Source organism: Agrococcus beijingensis, from assembly GCF_030758955.1.
Classification (GTDB): Bacteria; Actinomycetota; Actinomycetes; order Actinomycetales; family Microbacteriaceae; genus Agrococcus; species Agrococcus beijingensis.
This window is the reverse complement of sequence record NZ_CP132360.1, coordinates 1,559,533-1,585,667: the sequence shown is the minus strand read 5'-3', so window position 1 is coordinate 1,585,667 and position 26,135 is coordinate 1,559,533. Positions and strand designations below refer to the sequence as shown.

Genomic DNA, 26,135 nt, shown 5'->3' with positions numbered 1-26,135 from the left:
TAGCAATGACAGCCGAGCGGCGCCCCAGGCGAGCCCGGGACGCCGCTCTGCGATGCTCAGGAGGCCGCGCGCTCCTCACCGGTGTCGACCTCGGTGGGCTGCGAGATGGTGTCGTCGAGCGTGATCACGCCGTAGGACCAGCCCTTGCGGCGGTAGACGACGGCGCAGTCGCCGGTCGCCTCGTCGACGAACAGGTAGAAGGGGTGGCCGACGAGCTCCATCTGGTCGACGGCGTCGCGGACGCTCATCTTCTTCGAGGGGAACCGCTTCTGGCGGATCACCACGGGCGACCAGGAGGTCTCGGCCTCGTGCTCGGGGCCCGACTCGACGGTGGGGATGGCCCCCGTGCTGACGGCCTCGACGACGGCGGGGTCGGCGGGCGTGATCGCGACCTGCTCGAAGCCGTTGGCCGCGGCCTCGCGCAGCGGGGTGCGGCGGCGGGCGCTGTGGTCGTGGCGCTTGTCGTGGACGCGGCGCGCTCGCTCCATGATGCGGTGGAACGCGGAGTCGAACGCCATGTACTTGTCGGGCCCGTCGGACTCGGCGCGGATGATGGAGCCGGGGCCGTGCACGGTGATCTCCACCCGACCTCCGACCGTGGCGGAATGGGCTTCGGCGTGACGGGTGAGCTTGACATCGAGGGCGGTGGCTCGCGGGAGCAGCTGCGTGACCTTCGTGAGCTTCTCCTGCGCGTAGGCGCGGAACCGATCGGTGATGTCTGCGCCCTTGGCGCCGAATGTGATGTCCATCTTGGCCTCCCGAATTGGTATGGCTTCGGCGCCAGCGGCTTTGCGGCGCCGTCTTGCGTGACGCTCACCCTACCCCCACGGCAGGGGCCGCGCCGATGGGTCGACGATCAGCTTCGGCGTCCTCGCCAGGGCCACCAGGGCGACCGGCTCGCAGCCCGCCGAGCGCAGCGCCCGCAGGCCCTCGCGCCCTGTCGCGCCGCTCGTGATCACGTCGTCGACGAGCACCACCGCCTGCCCCGTGAGCGCGTCGGCAGCGCGCGAGGGCAGCACGAGCGTGCCTCGCGCGGCGAGGGCGCGCTCCTCGGCCGAGCGCTCCTTCTGCGCGCCGCCGCCCCATGCCCCGCCGGGCGCCCGCCGCAGCGCGGTCGCGCGCTCGACCGCGAGGATCGACGCCGTCTCCTTGAGCGCCATCGCCGAGTCGCCGCGGTCGTCGAGCATCGCCTGGAACCGCGCAGCCATGAGCTCACGCTCCTCGGCCTCCAGCCGCGCCCGCTGCGCGTGCAGCGACTTCACCCGGCCGGCGAACGCCGTCTCCGCCCGCAGCGCCGCGATGACCGGCGACTCGACCGGCGGGGCGAGCGGGGGCACTTCCCTGCGGCCCGCGACCACCTCGTCGAGCTCCGCCTCCGTCAGCGCCGCCAGACGCGCCGACCAGTCGGCATCGAACGCATCCAGCTCGTCCTGCAGCTCCGAGGCCGTCTTGCCGTGCGGGTCGACCGCGCCAGCCCGCACGGCGGCGATGTACTCCTCGCCATCGATGCCCCAACCGTCCATGCAGCAAGACAACCACGGGCCACTGACACGGAATCGGGGCTGTGGAGAAGCCGAGCCCAGGGGTCGATTCGCGCGGGCGCTCCAATCCGACGGCGAGCGCCGAGGACCAAGAACCCACCTGCCGGCAAGCGCCGGGGCGGTCCTACCCTGACCGCATGGGCCAGCCGCTGCTCTTCGGCATCATCGCCTCGAGCGCGCTCATCGTCGGCGCCCTGATCGGCGTGCGCTTCGAGCTGCCCAAGCGCGTGCTGGCGATCCTGCTGTCGTTCTCGGCCGGTGCGCTCATCACCGCCCTCTCGTTCGAGCTCTTCGAGGACGCGTACGAGATGGGCGGGATCTGGCGCGCCGCGCTCGGGCTGCTCGCGGGCGCGCTCGTCTTCACGGTGCTGAGCGCCCTCCTCGACCGTGCGGCCCAGCCCGGCGCCGGCGTTCCCGCCGACGAGCACAACGGCAGCGCGAAGCTCGACACCGATGCGGCGGCCTCCGACGCGCGAGCGAGCCAGGCGAGCAAGCGCGGGGCCGCGGGCATGGCGCTGCTCGCCGCCGTCACGCTCGACGGCGTGCCTGAGAACCTGGCGCTGGGCATCGCGCTCGGCGAGGGCTCCGGCGGCCTCGCGCTGCTGGCGGCGATCTTCGTCTCCAACCTCCCCGAGGCGCTGGTCGGCGCGTCGTCGATGCGCGCGCAGGGCATGCCGAGAGGGCGGATCCTCGCGCTCTGGTCGGCGTGCGCGGTGCTGCTGGTCGTCGCGGTCGTGGTGGGTGCGGGCCCGCTGGCGGGAGCCGATCCGCAGACGATCTCGCTCCCGCTGGCCTTCGCGGCGGGAGCCGTCATCGCGTCGCTCGCCGACACGCTCATGCCCGAGGCCTACGAGCACGGAGGGCCCGCCGTCGCGATGAGCACCGCCGCGGGCTTCGTGCTCTCGTTCGTGCTCTCCCTCGCCTGACCGCCCGCGGCCACGACGCATCCGCGTCGCCATCTAGACTGGAGGCATGGCCACCTCCTTCCACCCGTTCACGCTGAGCGTGCGCGACATCGTGCACAAGCCCGGGCGGATGCGCGACGTCGAGGCGACGGCGCCGTTCGGCGAGAAGGTCGGCGAGGGCCTCGCCACCGTGCTGCCCGAGCAGCCCGTCGAGCTCGACGTGCGGCTCGAGAGCGTGCACGAGGGCATCCTGGTCACCGGCCAGGCGAGCGCGACGGCCCTCGCGACCTGCGCGCGCTGCCTCACCGAGTTCGACCTCGACGTCGAGGTCGACTTCCTCGAGCTGTTCGCGTATGATGGTGCGTCGGAATCCGACTACTTTGTGGCCGACGAGAACGTCGACCTGCTTCCAGTGGTCAGGGACGCGGTCGTGCTGGCGCTGCCGTTCCAGCCGGTCGACCGACCGGACTGCTCAGGGCTCGATCCTGAGACAGGGGAACGGCTCGAGCCGGGCACCGATCATGTGCCGGAGGAGTCCATCGATCCGCGATGGGCAGGCCTCCAGGGATTCGCACAAGAACTAGCCGACGATGAGTCGGATGATGACGCCCAGGCGTCGAAGAAGGAGTGAGCAATGGCTGTTCCCAAGAGGAAGATGTCGCGGTCGAACACCCGTGCACGCCGTTCGCAGTGGAAGGCCGAAGCGCCCAAGCTCGTCAAGACCGTCGAGGGCGGCAAGACCGTCTACAGCCTGCCGCACCGCGCGAAGGTCGTCGAGGACGCCGCCGGCACCCCGCTGTACATGGAGTACAAGGGCCGCAAGGTCGCTGACGTCTGATCCCTCTGACGAGGATCGCCGTCGCATGACGGACCGCACGGAGCAGCATCGCTCGGCACCCGCGGTCATGAGCCGACTGCTCGAGCAGCTCGGGGTCGACATCGACCCCGAGCTCCTCGTGTTGGCGCTGACCCACCGCTCGTGGGCCTACGAGCACGGCGGCGTGCCGCACAACGAGCGCCTCGAGTTCCTCGGCGACTCGATCCTCGGCCAGGCGATCACGATCGAGCTCTACCGGCGACTGCCCGACGCGACCGAGGGCGAGCTCGCCAAGCGCCGCGCCGGCGTCGTCTCGACGGTCGCGCTCGCCGAGGTCGCCCGCACCATCGGCCTCGGCCAGCACATCCTGCTCGGCAAGGGCGAAGCGGCCTCCGGCGGCGCCGCGAAGGCGTCGATCCTCGCTGACACGCTCGAGGCGATCTTCGGCGCGGCGTTCCTCTCTGCCGGGCACACCGCATCCGCCGACCTCGTGCTGCGGCTCGTCGGGCCGCTGCTCGACGACCCGGGCCGCGCCGGGGCCGCGCTCGACCCGAAGACGGCGCTGCAGGAGCTCGCCGCCGCGCAGGGCAGGGGAGCGCCCGTCTACGTCGTCGAGGCCGCAGGGCCCGACCACGCCCGCAGCTTCACCGCCACCGTGCTGCTCGACGACGTCGCGGTCGCCGAGGGCGCAGGCACCAGCAAGAAGGTCGCCGAGATGGCTGCCGCGCTCGCCGCGCACCAGCGGCTCGACGCCGGCCGCTGACGTGCCCGAGCTGCCCGAGGTCGAGGTGGTGCGCGCCGGCCTCGAGCCCGCGGTCACCGGCGCGCGCGTCGACGGCGTCGAGGTGCTCGACCACCGCTCGATCGCCCGCCACGGCGGCGACGCCGCCGACTTCGAGCGCGCGCTCGTCGGGCGCACCTTCGCAGCGCCCGAGCGGCGCGGCAAGTTCCTCTGGATCCCGCTCGCACCCGCTGACCGCGCAAGGCCGACGGATGCGCTGCTCGCGCACCTGGGGATGTCCGGTCAGATGCTGGTGCGGGAGCCGGGCGCTGCCGCCGACCGCCACACGCGGATCCGCATCAGCCTCGACCAGCCGTCGCTGCACGCGGGCGGTCGGGGACCGCTCGAGCTGCGCTTCGCCGACCAGCGCATCTTCGGCGGGCTCGCGGTGCGGCCGCTCGTCGCGACGGGCGTCGCGCAGGCGGTGCCCGACCAGGCCGTGCACATCGCGCTCGATCCGATGGATGCGCGCTTCGACGCATCCGCCGTCGCCCGCCTGCTGCGCAGGCGCCGTCAGGGCGTGAAGGCGGCGCTGCTCGACCAGACGCTCGTGTCGGGCATCGGCAACATCTATGCGGACGAGGCGCTGTGGCGCAGCCGCCTGCACTACGCGACGCCGGGCGAGCGGCTCACGCAGGCGCGGGCGCTCGCGCTGCTCGCCGACGTGCGCGACGTGCTCGAGCAGGCGCTCGCCGAGGGCGGCACCTCGTTCGACGCGCAGTACGTCAACGTCAACGGCCGGGCCGGCTACTTCGAGCACAGCCTGAACGCCTACGGCCGCGGCGGCCAGCCCTGCCCGCGCTGCGGCACGACGATGGTGCGGGAGCCGTGGGCGAACCGCTCGTCGACGCGGTGCCCGCGCTGCCAGCGGCGGCCCCGAGGCATTCCTTCCACCGACAGGTGAGAGGTGCAAACGCGTTACGGTCAGCCGTGCCTGCGGTGCGGAACTCGGACTGAACGCCTGTCCTTCACTGACTCCACGATCAGAAGCCGTAGAGGTGATGTCGGGCATTGAAGGCGGCCGGGCCACCTTCGAGGATGTTCTCAGCCAGGGATCGGATGGTTCGATCGTCAAGTGAACCGATGCCCCCATCCGCTGGCTTGCCATGGGTGCCATCGCTCTCCAACACGACGATCAACTCCGCATCACCCAACACAGGCACGTTAGCGTTATGGGTGCTGGCAATGACCTGTCGCTTGCCCTTCAAGGATCGAAGGTGTTTAACGACGCCCTTGTAGACGAAGTTGTTATCTAGGTCGTCTTCCGGCTGATCTATGATCAGCGGCGCTTCCGATGCGCCGAGAAGCAACAGCAAGAGCGCTGTTGCACGTTGGCCCTTCGACAGCTGATCCATGGTGCGCAGAGCAGTTGCACCATCGACTTTAAGGAGCACCTCCACGGCGAGGCCGACGGAGAGTTCCTCAAGCTCGCGCGCTAGGTCTTCTCCCGCCGCAACCAGGTTCACAGCTTGTGCACCCTTGATGTCGAGCTTATCCAGCTCGTCGATGCCTCCACGGATCGCTTCGGCCAGTACCCGGGGAGAGAAGTCGGGCGACAGCACCGCAGTCGTGATCTGGGTTCGCTGCCCGCTGGTATGGCTCTTAATCAGATCGAGGATGTGAGTCCGATCAGGTGCGGGGACCGGTCGGACGACGACCACGCCGTCGGTCGCAGCGTTAGCCGAACGAACGGCCGTGTGCAGGTGCTCCGTTGCGTTCGTTTCGTGCTTTCGAAGCTCGCCAAGCAAGTTGTCGCGCTGCTTCTTCAAATCCTTAATTTCGTTCTTCTGCGCGGTGAGACGAGGCTTCGACGCCTTAAGATTCGTCAACTCGGCCTTCGTAGAGACGAACTTTCCGGGATCCAGCCCCTTTTCTGTGAGTTCGCGCAGCACTTGCCCGTAGCTGGCCTGCTCCTCGACTGTGGCTTCTTGCCATCCGGTCTTGGCGGCTTCGATTTCCGCCTTCGCGGCCTGGAAAGCCGCAGCAGCCTGAGCGCCCAAGTCTGCGAGAGTGCTGTGCAGCGTTGTCAGGGCTACGCTCACCCGTTGGAGCCTCTCCGCCTGCGGCACGCCTTCGACGTTGTCCAGTGGAGCCGCAAGATCGGTCACGGCAGCCGATCGCAGATAGGATTCATGGCTGGCGTGGGCCGTGGCCAGACGGGTCGATCCTTCCTTGAACACCGCCTCGTCTTCGGTAAGTCGTTGCTTGCCCGCGAGCTTTGCGGGCACATCTGTCTGCTCGTAGTGGCTCACCTGCTCTTCTAGGCGATCCGCAAGTTCGAGGTCTGACTCCAGTTTCGACTTGGCTTCCTCGGCGCGCTTGAGATCTGCCCGGCTATCGCGAAGCGCTACGCGCAGCGCCGCGAGTCCCGGATTCTCTCCGTCCGATCCGTCGAATCGCCTTACGAGCTCGGCAATGCTCCCTGAATCGCTCGCGAGTTCCGCCAGTTCATGCTGCCCGAACACCTCGACCTGGCCAATGGCGTCGGCCGGTGTCTGCTTGGTGCGCGCACGGGATGCGTCGAAGACTACCGGTGGGTGGGGAACTTCGCGCTCGATGGTGAAGCTCTGGACCGTCGGCGACACGCTTTCCACTTCGATGCGGACGATCGTGCCGGCGTTGAGCACCTGGCCCACGATGCTCTTGTGGTCCTTCTTCATCTGCGTGGAGATCGGCTCGATGTCGAGGGCGTAGCGGATGCTCTCGATCACCGTGGACTTGCCAGCGCCTCTGCCCCCGATGAGGGCTGTGAGGTCGGAAGACACGGGAACGCTCACGCCGTCGAGGTAACCGCCGACCCAGGACACGCTCTTGATGCGAGGTCGTGGCTTGGCCACGGGGTCGTTGAGCGACACACGCGTCTGCGGCGTACGGACCGCGAGCTTCAGGCTTTCGAGCGAGGGCGCGCTGACCTTGTACCAGGAGCTAGCACCGGCAGTCCGGAGCTGCCGGGGGCCCATAACGTCGTCGGCGTGGATCACGGCCAACGGGTGGACGCGTTCGAAGAGCCCGGTTCCTTCCACGATTGACTGCTGGTCCTTGGTGTTGTCGACGCTTGGGGTGATTCCAATGGCGTGCAGTCCCGCGTGCTTGATCATCGTCGCGAGCGGCTGTCCAGACCGAGTGGCGAGCATGCCGGCAGGGCTGACGTTGGCGTGGGCGGGGATGGGCAGGGCGCCGTCCGCAGTCATCCGGTCCATGATCAGCGCGTACGAGTCTCCGACGGTGCCGTTAGCGCAGCCCGGTGTCACTCCGCAGCGCCCGATCGCCGCGTTGATCGTTGTGAACGGCGTTTTCGCTTCGAACAGGACAAGGATGTGGATGCCCTCCGAGGAGTTGGCCTCGAAACCGGGAAGTGCCACGATGCCGCGGGTCTCGGCCGCGTCGATAAGACCCGCGGCCGACTCCACGCGCCAGTGATCGGTAATTGCGATCAACGTGATCCCTAGAGCCTCGCACTCATCCAAGAGTTTTGCGTTGTAGTGCTCCTCATTGTCGAAGTGGTTCTTCGGAGCGTTGCGGCCCTCGTAACTGTACGGATTCACCTGCAGCGCGGCTCGAACCCAATGTGCCCCAACGCTCATGACACCCCTCATCTGTAGTGCGTCCGCTCAAAGTGAGGGAAATTGCCTTGAACAGAGGCTATCGGGAGCCTCCGACATCTCTGACTGCCGTCCCGGGCCGGACAGTGTCGCCGCGTAGGCTCGAAGGATGGTCTTCGCAGGATTCAGCCCCGACGCGTTCGCCTTCTACCGCGAGCTCGAGGTGCACAACGAGCGGCCCTGGTGGCTCGACAACAAGCACCGCTACGAGAGCCAGGTGAAGGCCCCGTTCGAGGCGCTCGCCGAGGAGCTCGAGCCGATCGCCAGCACGGTGAAGATCTACCGGCCCTACCGCGACGTGCGCTTCAGCCACGACAAGACGCCCTACAAGACGCGCCAGGGCATGTTCGCGCAGCGGGCGCCCGGCATCGGCTGGTACCTCAACCTCGACGCGACGGGCGTCTCGATGGGCGGCGGGTTCTTCGGCGACGCGTCGTTCACGAAGTCGTATCGCGCCGCGGTCGAGGCGGCCGCGCCCGGCGCCGAGCTGGAGGGGATCGTCGCTGACCTCGAGGAGGCCGGCTACACGCTCGGCGGCGAGCAGGTGAAGACGGCGCCGCGCGGCGTCGACCCGCAGCACCCGCGCATCGCGCTGCTGCGCTACCGCTTCCTCACCGCACGCCGCGAGCTCGACGAGGCGGATGCGTACGGCCCAGACCTGCTGGACGCCCTGTTCGACACGGTCGAGCACCTGCAGCCGCTGGTGGGCTGGGCGGTCGCGCACGTGGCGCCGAAGCGCTGACCGGGCGCCGCGCTGGTCCCACGCCGCTCCGCCGCCTCGCCTCCTCGCTCTCGCCGCCGCGACCCTCGCCAGTTTTCGTTCTGCAGGTGATCTCGGCAGGTCGAGGGAGCATTGCCCTCGAGAGGGCCGGATCACCTGCAAAACGGAATGGTCCCTAGGTGGTGGGGCCGCGCCCCTTCGCCGCCGGTTCCCGTTCTGCAGGTGATCTTCGCGCCGCGAGGGAAGATTGCCCTTGAGAGGGCCGGATCACCTGCAAAACGGAATTGTGGTGCGTCGAGATGCGGGGCCGGGCGGCGCCGTGGTCCTCGTTCAGCGGCGGGCGGCCTCAGCCGAGGATGCGCTTCGCGAGCCGGCCCCGCCAGTCGCTGAACGGCGGGTAGATCACGCGCAGCGTGTCGACCCCGGTCGGCTTCGACAGCACGGGCTTGCGGTGACTGAACGCGTCGAACGAGTGCTTGCCGTGATAGGCGCCCGAGCCGCTCTCGCCGACTCCGCCGAACGGCAGGCTCGCCGCGCCCACCTGCGCCACCGCGACGTTCACCCCCATCGACCCAGACGAGGTGTCGCGCTCGACGCGACGCACCGCATCCCGATCCCGTGCGAACACGTAGAGCGCGAGCGGCTTCTCGCGACCGTGCATCGCAGCGATGAAGCCGTCGACCCCGTCGACCGGCAGCACGGGCAGGATCGGCCCGAAGATCTCCTGCTGCATGACGGGGGATGCGTCGTCGACGTCGACGAGGATCGTCGGCGCCAGGTAGCGCTCGGCCGCGTCGCTGTCGCCGCCGGTGACGGCGGTGCCGCTGCCGAGCAGGCCCTGCAGCCGCTCGAGGTGGCGCGCGTTGACGATGCGCGCGAAGTCGGGCGAGGTGCGCGGGTCGCCGAGCTGCTCGGCGGTCGCGCGGCGCAGCTCGTCGACGAGCTGGCCCGCGACCTCGCGGTCGACCCGGATGTGGTCGGGCGCGACGCACGTCTGGCCGGCGTTCAGCCACTTGCCCCAGGCGATGCGGCGCGCGGCGGCGGGGATGTCGGCGGAGCGATGCACGTAGACGGGGCTCTTGCCGCCGAGCTCGAGCACCGTCGGGGTGAGGTGCTTCGCGGCAGCGGCGGCCACGACGCGCGCCACGGTGGCGTTGCCGGTGTAGAAGACGAGGTCCCAGCGCTGCGCGAGCAGCGCCGTCGTCTCGGCGACCCCGCCCTCGACGACCCGCACCGAGCGGGGGTCGAGGTAGGCGGGCGCGAGCTCCGCCAGCAGCCGCGACGTCGCCGGTGCCACCTCGCTCGGCTTCACGACGGCCGCGCAGCCGGCGGCGATGGCGCCGACGAGCGGCGCGAGCGCGAGGTGCAGCGGGTAGTTCCACGGCGCGATGATGAGCGACACCCCGAGCGGCTCCGCGATCGTCTTGGCCACCGCCGGCTGCAGCGCGAGCGGCGCCGGCACGAGGGTCGGCGCCATCCAGCGGCGCAGCGAGCGCTTCGCCGCGCGCGCCTCCGACACGACGAACCCGATCTCGGTCAGGTGCGCCTCGATCTCGCTCTTGCCGAGATCGGCCTTGAGCGCCGCCTCCCACAGCGACGTGTGCTGCAGCAGCATCCGCACCAGCCCGTCGAGCTGCTGCTCGCGGTATGCGCGCGGCCGCGTCAGCCCGCCGGTGACCGCCTCGCGCAGCTCGCTCGCGAGGTCGTCGATGGGGGCGGATGCGTCGGGCAGCGCGGGCGCTTCAGCGTCGGTCATGCGCTCATGGTTGCAGGCGCGCCTGTGGAGGCCCCAGCACCGCCGACGCGCCGCTGCCACCCGCCCTCGGCGCCGACGGGGACGAATCCGAGCGCCTCGTTCACACGCAGCATCGGGCTGTTCTCCTCGGCGTTCCAGGTGATGATGCGCGTGCGGTCGGGGTGCAGGCGGCCGAGCTGCAGGAGGTTCTCGGTCTTCACGAGCATGCCGAGGCGGTGGCCGCGGTGATCGGCGTGCACCAGGGTGTCCTCCTGGAAGGCGGGCCGGCCGTCGTCGGGCAGCAGGAGGATCGTGTAGGCGACCGCCTCGCCGCTGGCGGCGTGGAGCGCCACCGCCTGCAGCATCGTCTGGCCGGAGTCGGCGTTCTGCGCCTCGAGCCGCTGCAGCCGGGCCGCATCCCAGTGCTCGTCATCGAGGTCCATGGCGGCAGCGGGCGCATCCGTGGTCATCCGCGAGTGCAGCAGCGCCATCGCGTCGAGCAGCTCCGGCGGCGTCGGGCCCTGCCACGAGCGCAGGGTGTAGGCCTCGCCTGCGTGCGCGAGCGCATCCGCCCGATGCGCCTCGAGCGATGCCCGCGCAGCCTCGACGTCGAGCTCGGAGATCCGCTCGACCTGCTCGAGCGCGTAGCCCATCGACACGAGCAGCTGCGCCGGCGGGTCGGCGGCGATCGAGCCGTGCCCGCTCACGGCGGCCACGCCCGCCTCGCCCTCGGCGGGCGCCCGGTGGTCGGCCCAGGCCTGCAGGGTGGTTGCGCCCAGCTCGATGCCGACCTGCTCGACACGCTCGGCCATGGCGCGGCCGATGCCGCGGCTGCGCTCCTCGGGCACGACCCACGCCGACAGGTAGGCGACGTGCGAGCCCTCCTCGCCGTTGATGGAGGCGATCGCGCGGCCCACGTCGGCGCCGCCCTCGGTCACGAGGAAGCGCCGGCTGATCTCGTCCTCGCGGCGGCGCAGCGACGCGACGATCTCGTCGACCGTCGTGTCGTAGGAGTCGTCGCCCCAGAAGTGCTGCGTGACGCGGTTCGCGACCGCGACGTAGCGCGCGATCAGTGCGAGCGCCGGCTCGTCGAAGGCGTCTGCCGGTTCGGTGAGCTCGAGCCACTCGAGCCGTGGCATCTCGGTCATGCGGGCGTCTCGGTCATGTCGCCGCCTTCCACTGCCACTGCGCCTCGTACGCCACCGGCAGGAAGCCGGACGCCTCGTTCACGCGCAGCATGGGCCGATTCTCCTCCGCGTTCCAGGTGACCACGCGCACCAGCTCGGGCCGCAGCTCGCGCAGCCGCAGCAGGTTGTCGAGCTTCATGAGCATGCCGAGCCCGTGCCCGCGGTGCGGCTTCGTCACCAGGGTGTCGTGCTGCCGCGCGGTCGCGCCGGTGAGCGGCAGGATCAGCGTCGTGAAGCCCGCCAGCTCGCCGGTCGCGCGCTCGCGGGCGGCGACGGTGAGCAGCACCCGGCCGCCCTCCTGCTTCGAGCGCTCGAACTCGGCCAGCCGGGCGTCGTCCCAGACCTCCGGCTCCCACCCGAGGCCGGCGACCGGCGCGTCGGTCGACATGCGCTCGTGCAGCCCGCGCATGGCCTCGCGATGCCCGTCGGGCGTCTCGCCAGCCCAGCGCAGCAGCTCGTAGCCGTCGGCGCGGGCGAGCGCCGCCGCGTGCCGCTGCTCGAGGTCGGGCAGGGCCGCGAGGTCGGCGACGCTGACCCGGTAGACCTGCTCGAGCTCGTAGCCGCGGGCGACGAGCGGTGCGGTGTCGGGATGCGCAGGGTCGCCCGCGCCGAAGCCGGTACGGGCGGTCACGGGGCCGGTCGCCGCACCGACGGTGGAGGCCACGATCGTCGAGCGGCCGTCGCGCGCGGCCTCCTCGTGCGCCCTCGCGACCAGCGCCTCGGCGATCTCGTGCTGCTCGGCGTCGCCCAGCTCGAGCGCCGGCTCGATGGTCACCTCGGTCATGTCGGTCGAGTCGAGCAGCGGGGAGTAGAGCGTGAGCACGCCCACGAGGCGCTCGCCGCGCCAGGCCAGCAGGCGGTCGACCCGGCCGTCGCGCGTCGACCGCAGCGACGCGAGGTGCTCGACGAGGGTGTTCACGTAGATGCCGCCGCCGTAGCGGGCCGCGTTGGCGCGCTCGTTGAAGTCGTGCGAGGCGCGCAGCTCGTCGCCGACGGCGCCGCGCTCGTCGACGCGCTCGGGCAGCGCCAGGGGACGGATGTCGATCTGCATGGGTGCTCTGCCGCTCGCACCGGCACCGTGCGGGTGGGCAGCCTTGCAGACTAGGCCCAGCGGGCCATCGGCGCAACACGCGCCCGCGCGCGCCGTCTGCACCAGACGCATCCGCCCCACTACGGTGTTCTCAGCCACGATCCGGGAGCCGCATGCACCTCAAGACCCTCACCGTCAAGGGGTTCAAGTCGTTCGCGCGCGCGACCACGTTCCAGTTCGAGCCCGGCGTCACGTGCGTCGTGGGGCCGAACGGCTCTGGCAAGTCGAACGTCGTCGACGCGCTCGCCTGGGTGATGGGCGAGCAGGGCGCGAAGACGCTGCGCGGCGGCAAGATGGAGGACGTCATCTTCGCCGGCACGGCCACCACCGGCCCGCTCGGCCGCGCGCACGTCGAGCTCGTGATCGACAACAGCGACGGTGCGCTGCCGATCGAGTACGCGGAGGTGCAGATCTCGCGCACGCTGTTCCGCAACGGCGGCTCGGAGTACGCGATCAACGGCGAGGGCGTGCGGCTGCTCGACGTGCAGGAGCTGCTGAGCGACTCCGGACTCGGCCGCGAGATGCACGTGATCGTCGGGCAGGGGCAGCTCGACAACGTGCTGCAGGCGACGCCCATCGACCGCCGCGGCTACATCGAGGAGGCCGCCGGCATCCTCAAGCACCGCCGCCGCAAGGAGAAGACGCTCCGCAAGCTCGACGCGATGCAGGCCAACCTCACGCGCCTGCAGGATCTGACGGGCGAGATCCGGCGGCAGCTGAAGCCGCTCGGGCAGCAGGCCGAGATCGCCAAGGAGGCCGCCACGATCCAGTCGACCGTGCGCGACGCCCGTGCGCGGCTGATCGCCGACGAGGTCATCGGCCTGCGCTCGCACCTCGAGGCCGCCGCCCGCTCGGAGTCGGAGCGCAAGTCGGAGCGCATCGTGCTGCAGGAGCAGCTCGAGCAGGCCAAGCTGCGCGCCGGCCGCATCGAGGAGTCGATGGTCGGCGACGACGTCGACCGGGCCCGCAACGTGGCGCACGGCCTGGAGCGCGAGCTGTCGCGGCTGCAGTCGCTGCACGCGCTCGCCGGCCAGCGGCTCGCGCTGCTCGAGGAGGCGCCCGAGATCGGCGACGCGGCGCCGCTCGTGACGACCGACATGGTGCAGGCGGTGCGCGACGAGGCCATGGCGCTGCGCGAGAGGGTGGCGGATGCCGAGGGTCGCCTCGGGAAGGCGGCCTCGGCCACCGCGCTCGCCCGCGCCGGGCTCGACTCGCTCGACGAGGAGATCGCCGCGCAGGCCGCGCTCGTCTCCAAGCACGACCTGGAGGCGGCCGCCCACCGCTCGAAGGTCGAGGTCGCGCAGTCGACGCTCGCCGCCCGCGAGGCCGAGGTGGCCAGGCGCGAGGCGGCGCTCGCGAACGCCGAGCAGCGGCTCGCCGACGCCCGCGCGGCCGCCGCCGGGCTGGGCGACGACGAGGAGGCCACCGACGCGGAGTCCCTGGCCGGCGCGTACCGCGACGCCGACGAGGCGCAGGCCCGCCTCTCGGGCGCCCTCGACGACGCTCGCTCGGCGCTGCACGCGGTGGAGCGCGAGCGGGATGCGCTCGCCGCACGCACCTCGGCACTGGGCCTCGCGCTCTCGCAGGCCAACGCATCCGCGGGCCTGCTCGACGCCGGCGTCGCCGGCGTCACCGGCCTCGTCGCCGAGCGCGTGAAGGTCAAGAAGGGCTTCGAGGCAGCCATCGCCGCTGCCCTCGGCACCCTCGGCGAGGCGGTGCTCGCCGACACCCGCGAGGCCGCCGCCGCCGCGATCGAGCACGCGTACGACGCCGGCCTCGGCCGCATCGAGGCGGTCGTCGCGAACGCCGGCCGCATGCAGCCGCGCATCGCGGACGTCGCGGCGGAGGGCCTTCGCGGCGCCGTGCACGCGCCCTCGGTCGTCGACGCGCCCGAGGGCGTGCTCGGCATCCTCGCCTGGACCTTCATCGTCGACGACCTGGCCGCAGCGCAGGAGCTCGCGCCGCGCCTGGCCGACCTCGAGCTCGGCGGGCCGATCACGCTGGTGACGAAGCGCGGCGACTTCGTGACCGAGCACCTGCTGCGCGGCGGCAGCGACGACAGCCAGTCGCGGCTCGAGCTGCTCGCCGAGCGCGACGCGGCGACCGAGCGGCTCGACGAGCTGTCGACCGCCATCGAGCGCGAGGCCGGCGCCCTCGAGGACGCCCGCCAGGCGCACCAGCAGGCCAAGCGCGCCGCGGCCGAGGCCCTCGAGCGGCTGNCGACGACAGCCAGTCGCGGCTCGAGCTGCTCGCCGAGCGCGACGCGGCGACCGAGCGGCTCGACGAGCTGTCGACCGCCATCGAGCGCGAGGCCGGCGCCCTCGAGGACGCCCGCCAGGCGCACCAGCAGGCCAAGCGCGCCGCGGCCGAGGCCCTCGAGCGGCTGCGCGCGCACGACGCGGCGTCGGCGGCGCGCGGCGAGCAGCGATCGCGCGCCCGGGCACGCCTCGAGTCGGCGACCGGCGAGCACGAGCGCGCCGAGGCGGCGATCGGCGAGGCGCGGGCGGGCATCCGCGACGCCCAGCTGGCGGTCGAGGCCGCGAAGCAAGCGCTCGAGCGCTTCCACGCCAAGCCGCGCCCGATGCTCGACGCGTCGGCGCGCGACGGCATGCTGGCCGAGCTCGAGGCCGCCCGCGGTGCCGAGACCGACCTGCGCATCGAGCTGGAGACCGCCCGCGAACGGGTGCGCGCCGAGCTCGCCCGCGCCGATGCGCTCGCCCGCGATGTCGAGGCGCAGCGGGCCCGGGCCGAGGAGGCCGCGCGCCGCGCCGTGCTGCGCGAGCGGCAGCGCCAGCAGGCGTCGCGCGTGCTCGAGGCGATCCCGCCCGTGCTGGGCGTCGCCGAGCGCTCGGTGGCCGAGGCGCGCGGCGTGCTGGCCGAGCGCGAGGCCGCCCGCCGTGACCGCAGCGAGGAGCTCGGCAGGCTGCGCCGCGACGAGGCGACGCTGCGCGAGCGGCTGCAGGAGCTCACCGAGCACGTGCACGTCGCCGAGATGGAGGCGTACGAGCAGCGTCTGCACCTCTCCAACCTGCTCGAGCGCGCCGGCAGCGAGCTGGGGCTCGACGAGGCCGTGCTGGTCGCCGAGTACACGCCCGCCGACGACTGGAACCGCAAGGCCGAGCAGGCGCGGCTCAAGGAGGCCGAGGGCAAGCTGTCGCGCCTCGGCCGCGTCAACCCGCTCGCGCTCGAGGAGTTCGCGGCGCTCGAGCAGCGCCACACGTTCCTCACCGAGCAGCTCGCCGACCTCGCGAAGACCCGCAAGGACCTCGAGCAGATCATCGCCGACCTCGACGTGACGATGGAGACGATCTTCGCGGCCGCGTTCGAGGACACCCGGGCCGCGTTCATCGAGGTGTTCCCGATCCTCTTCCCGGGCGGCTCGGGCGCGCTCACGCTCACCGATCCCGACAACATGCTCGAGACGGGCGTCGAGGTGACGGTGCGCCCGGCGGGCAAGAAGATCGACCGCATCTCGCTGCTCTCGGGCGGCGAGCGGTCGCTGGCCGCGGTGGCGCTGATGGTGGCGATCTTCAAGGCCCGGCCGAGCCCGTTCTACATCATGGACGAGGTCGAGGCGGCGCTCGACGACGCCAACCTCGGCCGCCTGCTGACGGTGTTCGAGCAGCTGCGCGAGAGCTCGCAGCTGATCATCATCACGCACCAGAAGCGCACCATGGAGATCGCGGATGCGCTCTACGGCGTCTCGATGCGGCAGGACGGCGTCTCGGCCGTCGTCGGCCAGCGCACGGTGCGCGAGCGCGCCGCCGTCGAGGCGTAGCGGCCCCGCGGGCCCCGCGGCCCGCGGCCCCGCGGCCCCGCGGCCAGCCGCCGAGCGTCGCTCTGCCGCGCCGCGCTCTGCCGCGCCGCGCTCAGCGCACAACGCAAGCCCGTCGCCCGCGATCCGCGGCGGATTGGGCTGGGCGGCCGCCCGCGCCGCGCGATCGGCCGCGCGGGCTTGCGTTGTGCGGAAACGCGGAGCGAAGCGCGGGGCTACCGGAGCGCCGGCTACCGCAGCGCGGGGATGACGAAGACGACGCCCTCGCCGTAGATCGCGTCGACCGCGTCCTGCACCGAGCCGTCGTCGGCGATGACGTTGAGCACCACCGTGCCCTGCTCGCTCCAGCTGCCGAGCACATCCGCCCGCTGCAGCGTCGCCAGGTCGGCCAGCACCGCCTCGATCGTCGCGTCGTCGAGCGAGCCTGCCGGCACCTCGATCGCCGGCATCGTGATGGCGGCGGCGCTCATCGGCGCTCCGGTCTGCGTGAACGTCTGCGCCTCGGCGTCGTAGGTGCCCTCGACAGCGACGCCCTGCACCCAGCGCACGCCGCCGGTCTCCTGGTGCTCGAACGGCGCCCAGTCCCAGCCGACGAGCAGCGGCCCGCCGCACTGCGGCGGCGCCGACTCGGCGACCGCGCCGAGGCAGAGGATCGCGCCCTCGGGCGTCTCGAGCACGGTGGCGATCGCCAGCACAGGCTCGACCCCGCTCGGCGCGGGCAGCTCGGCGAGCGCGGCCTGCGCCTCCGGCCCGGTGGCGATCGGAGCGGCAGGCGCTGCAGGCGAGCCGCTCGAGCCCGGCGACACCGGCGAGCCCGGCGCGGTCTGCGCACAGGCGACGAGGGCCGAAGCGGCGACCGCGAGCAGCGCGGTGCGCAGCAGGCGACGCATAGGTGCATGCATGACGGGGCTCCTCACAGCAGCCACGGCACCACGGCGACGGCGCCCGGCCCGTAGATGTCGTCGAGGAACGCCTGCATCGAGCCGTCGTCGTGGACGACCTCGATGATGGCGATGCCGGCGCCGTCGCCGCCACCGCCCAGCACGTCGGGGCGCTGCAGCGACCAGAGGTCCTCCTGCACCGCGGTCTGCGTCGCCTGGTCGAGGTCGCCGGTGGGGGCGGGCCGCTGGGGCATGCTCAGCGCGGCCAGATCGAGCACCTCGAGGGGCGTGATCGCGAACGCCGTCGCGTCGTAGGTCGCGCGCAGGGCGACCGCGGCGTCGCTCCAGCGCACGCCCGAGGCCTCCTCGTGGGGCACCGCTGCCCAGTCCCAGCCGACCAGCTCCGGCCCGGCGCACTGCGGCGGCAGCGACGTCGCGACGACGTAGCAGAGCATCGCGGGGCCGTCGGGGTTCTGCAGCGCCGTGCCGATCGCGATCACCTCGCCCGCGGCGCTCGGCATCGGCAGGTCGGCGAGCCGCGCGCGCTGCTCGGGCCCGGTCAGCACGTCGAGACCGGCGGATGCGGTGGGTGCGGGTGGCGCGTCGCTCGCGTCGGGCGCGGCGGAGCCCGTTCCGGGGCTCGCCGACGCGCAGCCGGCGAGCAGGAGGACGGCCGCGGCCACGATGCCGCCGGCGACGATGGTTCTCATGGCCTCACGCTAGATGCGCATCCTCCGGAGCACAGCCCAACGTTCCGCGCGATTCGCACGTCACGGCCGGCGAGCGGCGGCGCCGCTGCACGCCCGCCAGGGGTGGGAAGGCAGCCGGTCGGCAACGGCCGCCGAGGGTGCGAGGATCGAGAGGTGACCGAACGCGACGACCTCTTCGCCCGCCTGCGCCGCAGGCCCGACGTCGAGGATCCGACGCTCCAGGCCCACGACGCATCCGATGCCCTGATCCTCGACGAGGCCGTCAAGCAGCGCCGCATGCCGGCCGAGGTGGTCGTGATCGGCGACCGCCACGGGGCGCTCACGCTGGGCGCCCTGCAGGCCGGCGCCGAGCGGGTGCGCGTGCACCAGGACTCCATCGTGGGGGAGCGGGCGCTCGACGCGAACGCGGCCGAGCTGGGCACGGCCGAGCTGGGCGCGACCGGCACCTACGCGCACCACGGCCTCGACGCATCCCTCGTCGAAGAAGCGACGCTCGTGCTCCTGCAGCTGCCCCGCGCGCTCGACGCGCTCGACGAGATCGCCGAGCTGATCGCCACGCACGCGGCCGACGACGTGCGGGTGGTCGCCGGCGGCCGCGTCAAGCACATGACGATGAGCATGAACGCCCTGCTCGGCCGCTCGTTCCGCAGCGTCCACGCGACCCTCGGGTGGCGCAAGTCGCGCGTGCTGCACGCCGAGGATCCCCGCCGCCCGGGCCTCAGCTGGCCGCGCAATCGCACGCACCAGATCGCCGGCCGCCCGCTGACGGTCGTCGCGCACGGCGAGGCGTTCGCCGGCACGTCGATCGACATCGGCGCGCAGACGCTGCTGCAGCACCTCGACCAGATGCCGGATGCGTCGCACGCGATCGACCTGGCCTGCGGCACGGGCGTCCTGGCCGTCGCGCTCGCGCAAGCCCGGCCGCACGTGCAGGTGCTCGCGACCGACGCCTCAGCCGCCGCAGTCGCCTCGACCGTCGCGACGGCCGACGCGAACGGCGTCGGCGACCGCGTCGAGGCGCGGCAGGCCGACGGGCTCGAGGGCGTGCCCGACGGCTCGGCGGGCCTCATCATGCTCAACCCGCCGTTCCACATCGGCGCCGCCGTGCACACCGGCGCTGCTGAGCGGCTCATCGCCGACGCCGGCCGTGCGCTCGAGCGCGGCGGCGAGCTGTGGTGCGTCTGGAACAGCCACCTCGGCTACCGCCAGCAGCTCGACGCGATCGGCGAGACCCGTCAGGTGAGCCGCAACGCCAAGTTCACGGTCACGGCGACGCGGCGGCGGTGAGCCTCAGGCCGCAGCCGGGGCAGGCGCGGCGGCCGCCCAGCAGCGCAGCATGAGCGCCGAGCGGTGCCCCGCGCAGTCGGCGGCGAACGCCGGCAGGTCGGTGATGCCGAGGCGCAGCGCGCCCTTCCGCACGGCGACATCGCCGAGCAGCAGCACGTCGGGGTCGCCCATCCGCAGCGACAGGTAGCCGACCGTCCACGGGCCGATCCCCTTGAGCTCGAGCAGCCGCTCGCGCATCGTCACGAGGTCGGATGCGGGGCTCACCTCGATCGCGCCCGTCGCCACCGCCTCGGCGGCCCGTCGCACGGCGGCGGTCTTCGCGGCCGGGCCCCGCAGCACCTCGCCGCCCTCCGCCACCTGGGCCATCGACGGGAAGCAGCGCTCGATCCCCGGCTCGACGAGCGCCTCCGGCAGTGCGTCCCCGAGCGCCGCCAGCAGCCGCAGCTGCTGCGTCGCGGCCGCGACGGTGATCTGCTGGCCGACGATCGCGCGCACGAGCATCTCGTGCGCGTCGGCGCAGCCGGGCTGCGCGAGCGCGGGGGCACCCGCGATCGCCGCCGCCAGCAGGGGAGCGGCGTGCCGAGCCGCCGCCCACGTGAGCCGCTCGTCTGCCGCCAGGCGCGCATCCGCCCCGGAGAGCCCGGCAGCGCCCGGCACCGGCAGGTCGAACAGCCGCGCCAGGTCGGCGTCGGCGGTGATGGCGACGCCGCCCCGCACCGAAGCGCCGGCGACCCGCGGTCCCGGCAGCGCGCGCCGGTAGCCGTCGGTCGCAACGACCTCGACGCCCGGCACCGCGCGCGGCACGAGCCACGCGAGGATGCCGGGCGCCCCGGTCATGCGTCGATCAGACGTTGCGGTCGCCGCGCTCGTCGAGCTCGCGCTCGTCGAGGTTCTCGCCCTTGGCGATGCGGCGGCGCACCTCGTCGAGCGCCTCGGGATCCATGTCCTCGCGGGCGGCCTCGCGCAGCACGTCCTCGTGGAAGTCGGCCGCGGGCGCCTCGGTGCCCTTGGCGTCGATGACCTTCAGCGTGCCGGTCTCGTTGTGCTCGACCCGCAGCGGGCGGTAGAACGTCTTCCCGGTCGCGTCGACGATGTGGTAGTGCCCGTCGGCGCCCAGCTCTGCCTCGGACGGGCCGAGGTGCAGCGACGTGTCGCCGGTCGTCTTCGCGTCGATGCGCAGCTTGATGAGCGAGGCGACCGTGGCGATGACCATCGAGGCGAGGATGACGACCAGCGAGTGCCAGGTCTCGATGTGCGGCACCCAGGTGATGGGCTCGCCGTTGTTGAGGAACGGCAGCTCGTTGACCTCCATGGCGTGGAAGACGAGCTTGATGCCGATGAAGCCGAGGATCGCCGCGATGCCGTAGTGCAGGTAGACGAGGCGGTCGAGCAGGCCACCGAGCAGGAAGTAGAGCTGGCGCAGGCCCATCAGCGCGAAGATGTTGCACGCGAAGACCAGGAACGGGTCGGTCGTGACCGAGAAGATCGCGGGGATGGAGTCAATCGCGAACAGCAGGTCGGTGGTGCCGAGCGCCAGGATCACCATGAGGAACGGCGTGAAGTACTTGACGCCCTCGATCTGCACGGTGGTCTTGCCGCCGTTCCAGCGGTCGGTGACGTTGACGCGCTTCTTCAGCATCCGCACGACGAGGTTGTCCTTCTCGCCCGAGTCGTCCTCGCCGCCGAACGCCTGCTTCCACGCGACGTAGACGAGGTAGGCGCCGAAGAAGTAGAAGAGCCACGAGAACGACTCGATCAGCTGCACGCCGAGCACGATGAAGATGCCGCGCAGCACGATGGCGATCAGGATGCCGATCATCAGCACGCGCTGCTGCATCTCCTTCGGCACCGCGAAGCGGCTGAGGATGATGATGAAGACGAAGAGGTTGTCGATCGACAGCGAGTACTCGAGCAGCCAGCCGGTGACGAACTCGCCGGCCTTGACGCCGTCGCCCATGAACCACAGCACGCCGGCGAAGACCAGCGCGAGGGCGACGTAGAACACGACCCAGCTGGTCGCCTCCTTCATCGAGGGCACGTGCGGCCGCTTCACGACGATGAGCAGGTCGAAGATGAGGACGGCGACGAGGAGCGCCATCGAGACGATCTCGAAGATCTGATACGGGGTCAAGCGAAGGCCTTCCGGAAGGGTGCGCGAACGGGGCGCGAACGTCTCTCCCACGCGGATCGCGCCGCCGCGACCGGGAGCCCGCAGGACTCCGTGATGACGATCGCGGCGTGACGGGATACTCCCCTTCGCCAGGGGACGAGTCTAGCGCGTGGCCCGCCTAGCATGGACGCATGGCAGCGAAGTGGTCTCTCACCGGCGCCCTCCGGGGCATGTTCCAGCGCGAGACGATCACGGAGGAGACCTGGGACGACCTCGAGACGGCGCTCATCACCGCCGACTTCGGGCCCGACATCACCGAGCAGCTGATCGACGCGCTGCGCGCCGATGTCGAGCGGCTGATGGTCGACGACCCGCAGGACCTCAAGCGCATGCTCCGCGAGCGGCTCGAGGAGCGCTTCGCCCAGTACGACCCGACGCTGTCGCTCAAGGAGCGCCCGGCCGTGATCCTGGTGGTCGGCGTCAACGGCGTCGGCAAGACGACGACGATCGGCAAGCTCGCCCGCTTCCTCGTGCGCAACGGCCAGTCGGTGGTGGTCGGCGCCGCCGACACCTTCCGTGCCGCCGCCGTCGAGCAGCTCGGCACCTGGGCGCAGCGCGCGGGGAGCGCGATCGTGCGGCCGGAGCGCGAGGGCCAGGATCCCGCATCCGTCGCCTTCCAGACGGTCGAGGCCGCGAAGGCCCACGGCCACGCGATGTGCATCATCGACACCGCCGGCCGCCTGCACACCAAGGGCGGCCTGATGGATGAGCTCGGCAAGATCAGGAGGGTGGTCGAGAAGCTCTCGCCGATCGCCGAGGTGCTGCTGGTGCTCGACGCCACGACCGGTCAGAACGGCGTCAATCAGGCGCAGTCGTTCATCGACCACGCCGGCGTCACCGGCCTCGTCGTCACGAAGCTCGACGGCAGCGCGAAGGGCGGCTTCATCCTCGCCGTGCAGGAGCGCACCGGCATCCCGATCAAGCTCATCGGCCAGGGCGAGGGCATCGACGACCTGACCGGCTTCACGTCGCACGTGTTCGTCGAGCAGCTCGTCGGCTGAGCGCGACAGGGCTTCGCCTCAGTCCGACGTATCGGGCTTGGTCAGCGGGCCGACGATCGTCAGCCGGCCGTCGGTGATGCGCGCGCGGTCCTCGGTGATCACCGTGGCGTGCGCGCCGCGCACCCAGAGCAGCCCGTGCGCATCGCCGCGACCCGCGTGGCCGACGATGCCGAAGTCGCTCCCCGGCAGCCTGCGGCCCGAGGTTCCGGGGTGCGACGAGAGCACCTCGGGCGTCGCCACCGCGACCGTGCCCGTCTGCACGGTGCCGTAGGCGGTCAGCACGATCGGGCCCCAGACGCTGTGCAGGCGGCGCACGAGGTCGGCGTCGAGATCCTGCCCGGCGACCAGGATCCGGCGCAGGCGCGGCGCGGGCTCTCCGCTGCGCTCGAGATGATCGAGCATGCCCGCCAGCTGGCTCGGCGACGCCGAGAGCACCGAGACGAAGCGGTCGCGGATGATGCGGATGCGGTCGGCCGACGCCGTGTGCGCGGCGCTCACCAGCGTCGCGCCGGTCAGCAGCGACATGCCGAGCAGCTGCAGGCCCTTGCCGCGCTGCAGCGGCGCGCAGGTCAGCAGCACGTCGGTGCTCTCGACGCCCAGCCGGTCGTGCAGGCCGGCGAGCTGCCGCAGCCCCTGCAGGCCGAGCGCACCCTGCACGTGCGTCGTCACGGTGCCCGCCGACGAGACCGCCGGCAGCAGGATCCGCACGCGGCTGCGCGTCGCGGCCAAGCCCGAGCCGTCGGTGCGCGTCCATTCCAGGATGCGCGCGGCATCGAGCGTCGGCCCGCGGTGCCAGGCGGGCGCCTCGCCGTCGTGGATGAGCAGCGCGTCGGACGGCACGGCGCTGCGGTGGTCGTCGAGCGAGCGCGGGCTGATGGGCATCGCGTCGAGCCCGAGCCGCGCGGCCGCTAGCAGCGCGATCGGCATGGCCGGTCCGCTGCAGGCGATGGCGACCGGCAGCGGCCGGCGCTCGAGCGGGCCCACGTAGAGCACGGCGGCCACGCCTTCGGCGGCCTCCCAGAGCTCGCCGAAGGTGGCGCTCCAGCCGTCGACGACGAGGCCGACCTGGTCGCGCCGCACCTCGGCCGCGTGGCTGGCCAGCGCCGTGATGGTGAAGCCGTGCGAGCGGACGCTGCGCAGCAGCGAGCGCGTGTGGCTCGGCGGCATGCCTCTGAGGCGCATGGGGTCCCTTCGCTCTCCGCGGCCGTGACGCATCCAGCATGCCAGGTGGGTCGAGCCCCGCCAGGGGGCAGCGCCCGACGACGGTAGACTCAGCCCACCATGGCTGCGTTCGGTTCACTCTCCACTCGACTCACCGAGACCCTCGCGAAGCTCCGCACGAAGGGCAAGCTCTCCGCTGCGGACGTCGACGGGACGGTCCGCGAGATCCGTCGGGCGCTGCTCGACGCCGACGTCGCGCTCGAGGTCGTCAAGTCGTTCACCGCCGCCGTGCGCGAGCGTGCGCTGGGCGCCGAGGTCTCCGACGCGCTGAACCCGGCGCAGCAGGTCGTCAAGATCGTCAACGACGAGCTCGTCGCGATCCTCGGCGGCGAGAGCCGGCGGCTCGAGCTGGCGAAGACGCCGCCGACCGTCATCATGCTCGCCGGCCTCCAGGGCGCCGGCAAGACGACCCTCGCGGGCAAGCTCGCGAAGCACCTCGCGGCTCAGGGCCACACGCCGCTGCTGGTCGCGAGCGACCTCCAGCGCCCCAACGCCGTCACGCAGCTGCAGGTCGTCGGCGGCCAGGCGGGCGTGCCCGTCTTCGCGCCTGAGCCCGGCAACGGCGTCGGCGACCCGGTGCGCGTCGCCCGCGACGGCGTGGCGGAGGGCAGGCGAAAGCAGCACGACATCGTCATCGTCGACACGGCGGGCCGCCTCGGCGTCGACGCCGAGATGATGCGGCAGGCCGCCGACATCCGGAAGGCCGTGCAGCCCGACGAGGTGCTGTTCGTCATCGACGCGATGATCGGTCAGGACGCGGTCGCGACGGCCAAGGCCTTCCAGGAGGGCGTCGACTTCACCGGCGTGGTGCTCACGAAGCTCGACGGCGACGCGCGCGGCGGTGCCGCGCTCTCGATCCGCGGTGTCACCGGCAAGCCCATCCTCTTCGCGTCGACGGGCGAGACGCTCGACGACTTCGAGGCCTTCCACCCCGACCGCATGGCGAGCCGCATCCTCGACCTCGGCGACATCCTCACGCTCATCGAGCAGGCGCAGAAGGCCTTCGACGAGGAGGAGGCGCACCGCTTCGCCGAGGCGATCGCCACCGACGGCTTCACGCTCGAGGACTTCCTGAAGCAGATGCAGCAGCTGCGCAAGGCCGGCAACTTCAAGCAGATGCTCGGCATGCTGCCGGGCGCGAAGGGCATGCGCGAGGCCATCGACTCCTTCGACGAGAAGGAGCTCGTGCACACCGAGGCGATCATCCAGTCGATGACGCCGCAGGAGCGCAAGCAGTCCAAGATCCTCAACGGCTCGCGACGCCTGCGCATCGCGCGCGGCGCCGGCGTCACCGTCACCGAGGTCAACCAGCTGATGGCGCGCTTCGAGCAGGCGGCCAAGATGATGAAGACCGTCGCCAAGGGCGGCATGCCGAACATGCCCGGCATGGGCCCGATGCCTCCCGGCATGCGCCCGCCCAAGAAGGCGCAGAAGCAGCAGGGCAAGCAGCTGAAGCGCTCGGGCAACCCGGCGAAGCGCCCCGAGGCTCCGGTCGAGGCGGCGCCGCAGGGCAGCGCGTTCGGCAAGCCCAAGGCCGAGGGTGCGTTCGGCGAGCTGTCGGGCGCCGACCAGGAGACGCTGCAGCGCATGCTCGGCAACCGCTGACGCGGTCCGACCTCGCCCGACGCGGTCGCTCGTCCCGATCCGACGCGGCGCGCGGAGCGATGTCAGATTGCGCTGACCGAAACAGCGAGGTTAGGCTTGCCTTACTGTGGGCGCGAGGCTGCGCCGCGGATCCCCCCTCTCGAATGGAGCACCTCCATGTCCCGTGCCCTCCGCACGTCGATCGCCGCTGCCGCCGCCATCGCGCTGCTCGCCGGCTGCAGCGCCGCCGAGCCCGCTGAGACGCCCGCCAGCGCCGAGACCGTCACCGTGCCGTCGAACCTCGGCGAGGTCGAGGTCGCACTGCTGCCCGAGCGCATCGCAGTGCTCGACAACACGGCCATGGAGACGCTCCTCGCCTTCGGCATCACGCCGGTCGCGATCCCGACCCAGCTCGTCTCGCCCGACCGCTTCTCGGCCTGGGTGCAGGACGAGTCGATCGCCGACATCGGCACCCACCGCGAGCCCGACTTCGAGGCGCTCGCGGCCGCCGACCCCGACCTCATCATCGGCGGCTACCGCTTCTCCGAGTACACCGACGAGCTCGCCGCCATCGCGCCGACGATCGACGTCGCGGCGAACGAGGAGCACGAGGACGGCTACGTCGCGTCGCTGCGCGAGCAGACCGCATCGCTCGGCACGATCTTCGACCAGCAGGACGAGGCGACCGCGATCGTCGACGAGCTCGACGCCGCCGTCGAGGCCGCGACCGAGGCGGCGACCGGCAAGAGCGTCTTCCTCGGCATCGTCAACGGTGGCAAGCTCGACAACGGCGCCGAGCGCCTGTCGCGCATGGCCGACGAGATCGGCATGACCGACGTCTTCGCGGGCGAGGCCGGCGACATCCACCAGGACTCGGGCCTCGCGCCCGAGACGATCGCGCAGGCCGACCCCGAGTGGGCGATCGTGCTCGACCGCGACGCCGCGGCCGGCGCCGGCGACGCGCAGCCCGCCAAGCAGGTCGTCGAGTCGAACCCGGCGCTCGCCGGCACCGGCTTCGTGCAGGAGGGCCGCATCGTCTACCTCGAGGACGACTTCTACCGCACCGAGGGCGCGCAGGCCTACACCCGCGCCTTCGACCAGATCGCCCAGTCGCTGGCGGGCTAGCA

Annotated in this window: 21 protein-coding genes and 1 pseudogene; 11 read left to right on the top strand and 11 right to left on the bottom strand. The window is 71.9% G+C overall.

Features of this window, described 5'->3' with window-relative positions:
- Positions 1-56: 56 nt before the first annotated feature.
- Entirely contained in the window at positions 57-749 is a 693-nt protein-coding gene (hpf, locus tag Q9250_RS07625; RefSeq protein WP_306231270.1) for a ribosome hibernation-promoting factor, HPF/YfiA family, read from the bottom strand.
- A 69-nt stretch (positions 750-818) separates the two neighbouring features.
- Complete coding sequence (locus Q9250_RS07620) at positions 819-1,523, bottom strand: ComF family protein (protein WP_306231269.1); 705 nt, start codon at positions 1,521-1,523, stop codon at positions 819-821.
- Between the two features lie 155 nt (positions 1,524-1,678).
- Between Q9250_RS07620 and Q9250_RS07615 the strand changes: the two genes are divergently transcribed.
- From Q9250_RS07615 to mutM, 5 genes are read left to right on the top strand one after another with little or no spacing between them, the layout of a single operon-like run.
- Positions 1,679-2,467, top strand: coding sequence for a ZIP family metal transporter (locus Q9250_RS07615; RefSeq protein ID WP_306231268.1), 789 nt, complete (start codon positions 1,679-1,681; stop codon positions 2,465-2,467).
- A 46-nt stretch (positions 2,468-2,513) separates the two neighbouring features.
- Positions 2,514-3,077: a YceD family protein gene (locus Q9250_RS07610; protein ID WP_306231267.1), complete on the top strand. Its 564-nt coding sequence runs from the start codon at positions 2,514-2,516 to the stop codon at positions 3,075-3,077.
- Between the two features lie 3 nt (positions 3,078-3,080).
- Positions 3,081-3,284, top strand: a complete 204-nt coding sequence (gene rpmF, locus Q9250_RS07605; protein ID WP_306231266.1) for a 50S ribosomal protein L32 — start codon at positions 3,081-3,083, stop codon at positions 3,282-3,284.
- Positions 3,285-3,309: 25 nt separating this feature from the next.
- Positions 3,310-4,026 carry a ribonuclease III gene (gene rnc / locus Q9250_RS07600; protein WP_422665030.1) on the top strand — a complete coding sequence of 239 codons (717 nt, stop codon included), beginning with the start codon at positions 3,310-3,312 and terminating at the stop codon, positions 4,024-4,026.
- Position 4,027: 1 nt separating this feature from the next.
- Positions 4,028-4,948, top strand: a complete 921-nt coding sequence (gene mutM, locus Q9250_RS07595) for a bifunctional DNA-formamidopyrimidine glycosylase/DNA-(apurinic or apyrimidinic site) lyase (RefSeq protein WP_306231265.1) — start codon at positions 4,028-4,030, stop codon at positions 4,946-4,948.
- A 79-nt stretch (positions 4,949-5,027) separates the two neighbouring features.
- On the opposite strand, the gene Q9250_RS07590 is transcribed toward mutM, so the two are convergent.
- Positions 5,028-7,628, bottom strand: a complete 2,601-nt coding sequence (locus tag Q9250_RS07590; RefSeq protein WP_306231264.1) for a TrlF family AAA-like ATPase — start codon at positions 7,626-7,628, stop codon at positions 5,028-5,030.
- Between the two features lie 127 nt (positions 7,629-7,755).
- On the opposite strand from Q9250_RS07590, the gene Q9250_RS07585 reads away from it, so the two are divergent.
- Positions 7,756-8,388 carry a DUF2461 domain-containing protein gene (locus Q9250_RS07585; protein WP_306231263.1) on the top strand — a complete coding sequence of 211 codons (633 nt, stop codon included), beginning with the start codon at positions 7,756-7,758 and terminating at the stop codon, positions 8,386-8,388.
- Between the two features lie 325 nt (positions 8,389-8,713).
- On the opposite strand, the gene Q9250_RS07580 is transcribed toward Q9250_RS07585, so the two are convergent.
- From Q9250_RS07580 to Q9250_RS07570, 3 genes are read right to left on the bottom strand one after another with little or no spacing between them, the layout of a single operon-like run.
- Entirely contained in the window at positions 8,714-10,123 is a 1,410-nt protein-coding gene (locus Q9250_RS07580) for an aldehyde dehydrogenase family protein (protein ID WP_306231262.1), read from the bottom strand.
- Positions 10,120-11,250, bottom strand: a complete 1,131-nt coding sequence (locus Q9250_RS07575) for a GNAT family N-acetyltransferase (protein ID WP_306231261.1) — start codon at positions 11,248-11,250, stop codon at positions 10,120-10,122. The genes Q9250_RS07580 and Q9250_RS07575 overlap by 4 nt, the downstream gene beginning before the upstream one ends.
- A 13-nt stretch (positions 11,251-11,263) precedes the next feature.
- The gene (locus Q9250_RS07570; RefSeq protein WP_306231260.1) at positions 11,264-12,340 is read right to left on the bottom strand and encodes a hypothetical protein; all 1,077 of its coding nucleotides are present in this window, start codon (positions 12,338-12,340) and stop codon (positions 11,264-11,266) included.
- A gap of 152 nt (positions 12,341-12,492) precedes the next feature.
- Between Q9250_RS07570 and Q9250_RS14180 the strand changes: the two are divergent.
- Positions 12,493-16,157 (top strand): annotated as a pseudogene (locus Q9250_RS14180) (AAA family ATPase).
- 227 nt (positions 16,158-16,384) lie between these two features.
- Here Q9250_RS14180 and Q9250_RS07555 read toward each other — a convergent pair.
- Together Q9250_RS07555 and Q9250_RS07550 are read right to left on the bottom strand one after the other, a co-directional pair.
- The gene (locus tag Q9250_RS07555) at positions 16,385-17,056 is read right to left on the bottom strand and encodes a hypothetical protein (RefSeq protein WP_306231258.1); all 672 of its coding nucleotides are present in this window, start codon (positions 17,054-17,056) and stop codon (positions 16,385-16,387) included.
- 11 nt (positions 17,057-17,067) lie between these two features.
- The gene (locus tag Q9250_RS07550) at positions 17,068-17,745 is read right to left on the bottom strand and encodes a hypothetical protein (RefSeq protein WP_306231257.1); all 678 of its coding nucleotides are present in this window, start codon (positions 17,743-17,745) and stop codon (positions 17,068-17,070) included.
- A gap of 153 nt (positions 17,746-17,898) precedes the next feature.
- Here Q9250_RS07550 and Q9250_RS07545 point away from each other — a divergent pair, with 153 nt between their 5' ends.
- Positions 17,899-19,032 carry a class I SAM-dependent methyltransferase gene (locus tag Q9250_RS07545; RefSeq protein WP_306231254.1) on the top strand — a complete coding sequence of 378 codons (1,134 nt, stop codon included), beginning with the start codon at positions 17,899-17,901 and terminating at the stop codon, positions 19,030-19,032.
- A gap of 3 nt (positions 19,033-19,035) precedes the next feature.
- On the opposite strand, the gene Q9250_RS07540 is transcribed toward Q9250_RS07545, so the two are convergent.
- Positions 19,036-19,869, bottom strand: a complete 834-nt coding sequence (locus Q9250_RS07540) for a DNA glycosylase family protein (RefSeq protein WP_306231252.1) — start codon at positions 19,867-19,869, stop codon at positions 19,036-19,038.
- Positions 19,870-19,876: 7 nt separating this feature from the next.
- On the bottom strand, positions 19,877-21,163 hold the full coding sequence (locus Q9250_RS07535; RefSeq protein ID WP_422665029.1) for a TerC family protein: 1,287 nt from the start codon (positions 21,161-21,163) through the stop codon (positions 19,877-19,879).
- A gap of 170 nt (positions 21,164-21,333) precedes the next feature.
- On the opposite strand from Q9250_RS07535, the gene ftsY reads away from it, so the two are divergent.
- On the top strand, positions 21,334-22,203 hold the full coding sequence (gene ftsY / locus Q9250_RS07530; protein WP_306231251.1) for a signal recognition particle-docking protein FtsY: 870 nt from the start codon (positions 21,334-21,336) through the stop codon (positions 22,201-22,203).
- An 18-nt stretch (positions 22,204-22,221) separates the two neighbouring features.
- On the opposite strand, the gene Q9250_RS07525 is transcribed toward ftsY, so the two are convergent.
- Positions 22,222-23,385, bottom strand: a complete 1,164-nt coding sequence (locus Q9250_RS07525) for an AMP-binding protein (RefSeq protein WP_306231249.1) — start codon at positions 23,383-23,385, stop codon at positions 22,222-22,224.
- A 99-nt stretch (positions 23,386-23,484) separates the two neighbouring features.
- Between Q9250_RS07525 and ffh the strand changes: the two genes are divergently transcribed.
- Positions 23,485-25,029, top strand: a complete 1,545-nt coding sequence (ffh, locus tag Q9250_RS07520) for a signal recognition particle protein (RefSeq protein ID WP_306231248.1) — start codon at positions 23,485-23,487, stop codon at positions 25,027-25,029.
- 156 nt (positions 25,030-25,185) lie between these two features.
- Complete coding sequence (locus tag Q9250_RS07515) at positions 25,186-26,133, top strand: ABC transporter substrate-binding protein (protein ID WP_306231246.1); 948 nt, start codon at positions 25,186-25,188, stop codon at positions 26,131-26,133.
- The last annotated feature ends 2 nt before the right edge of the window (positions 26,134-26,135 follow it).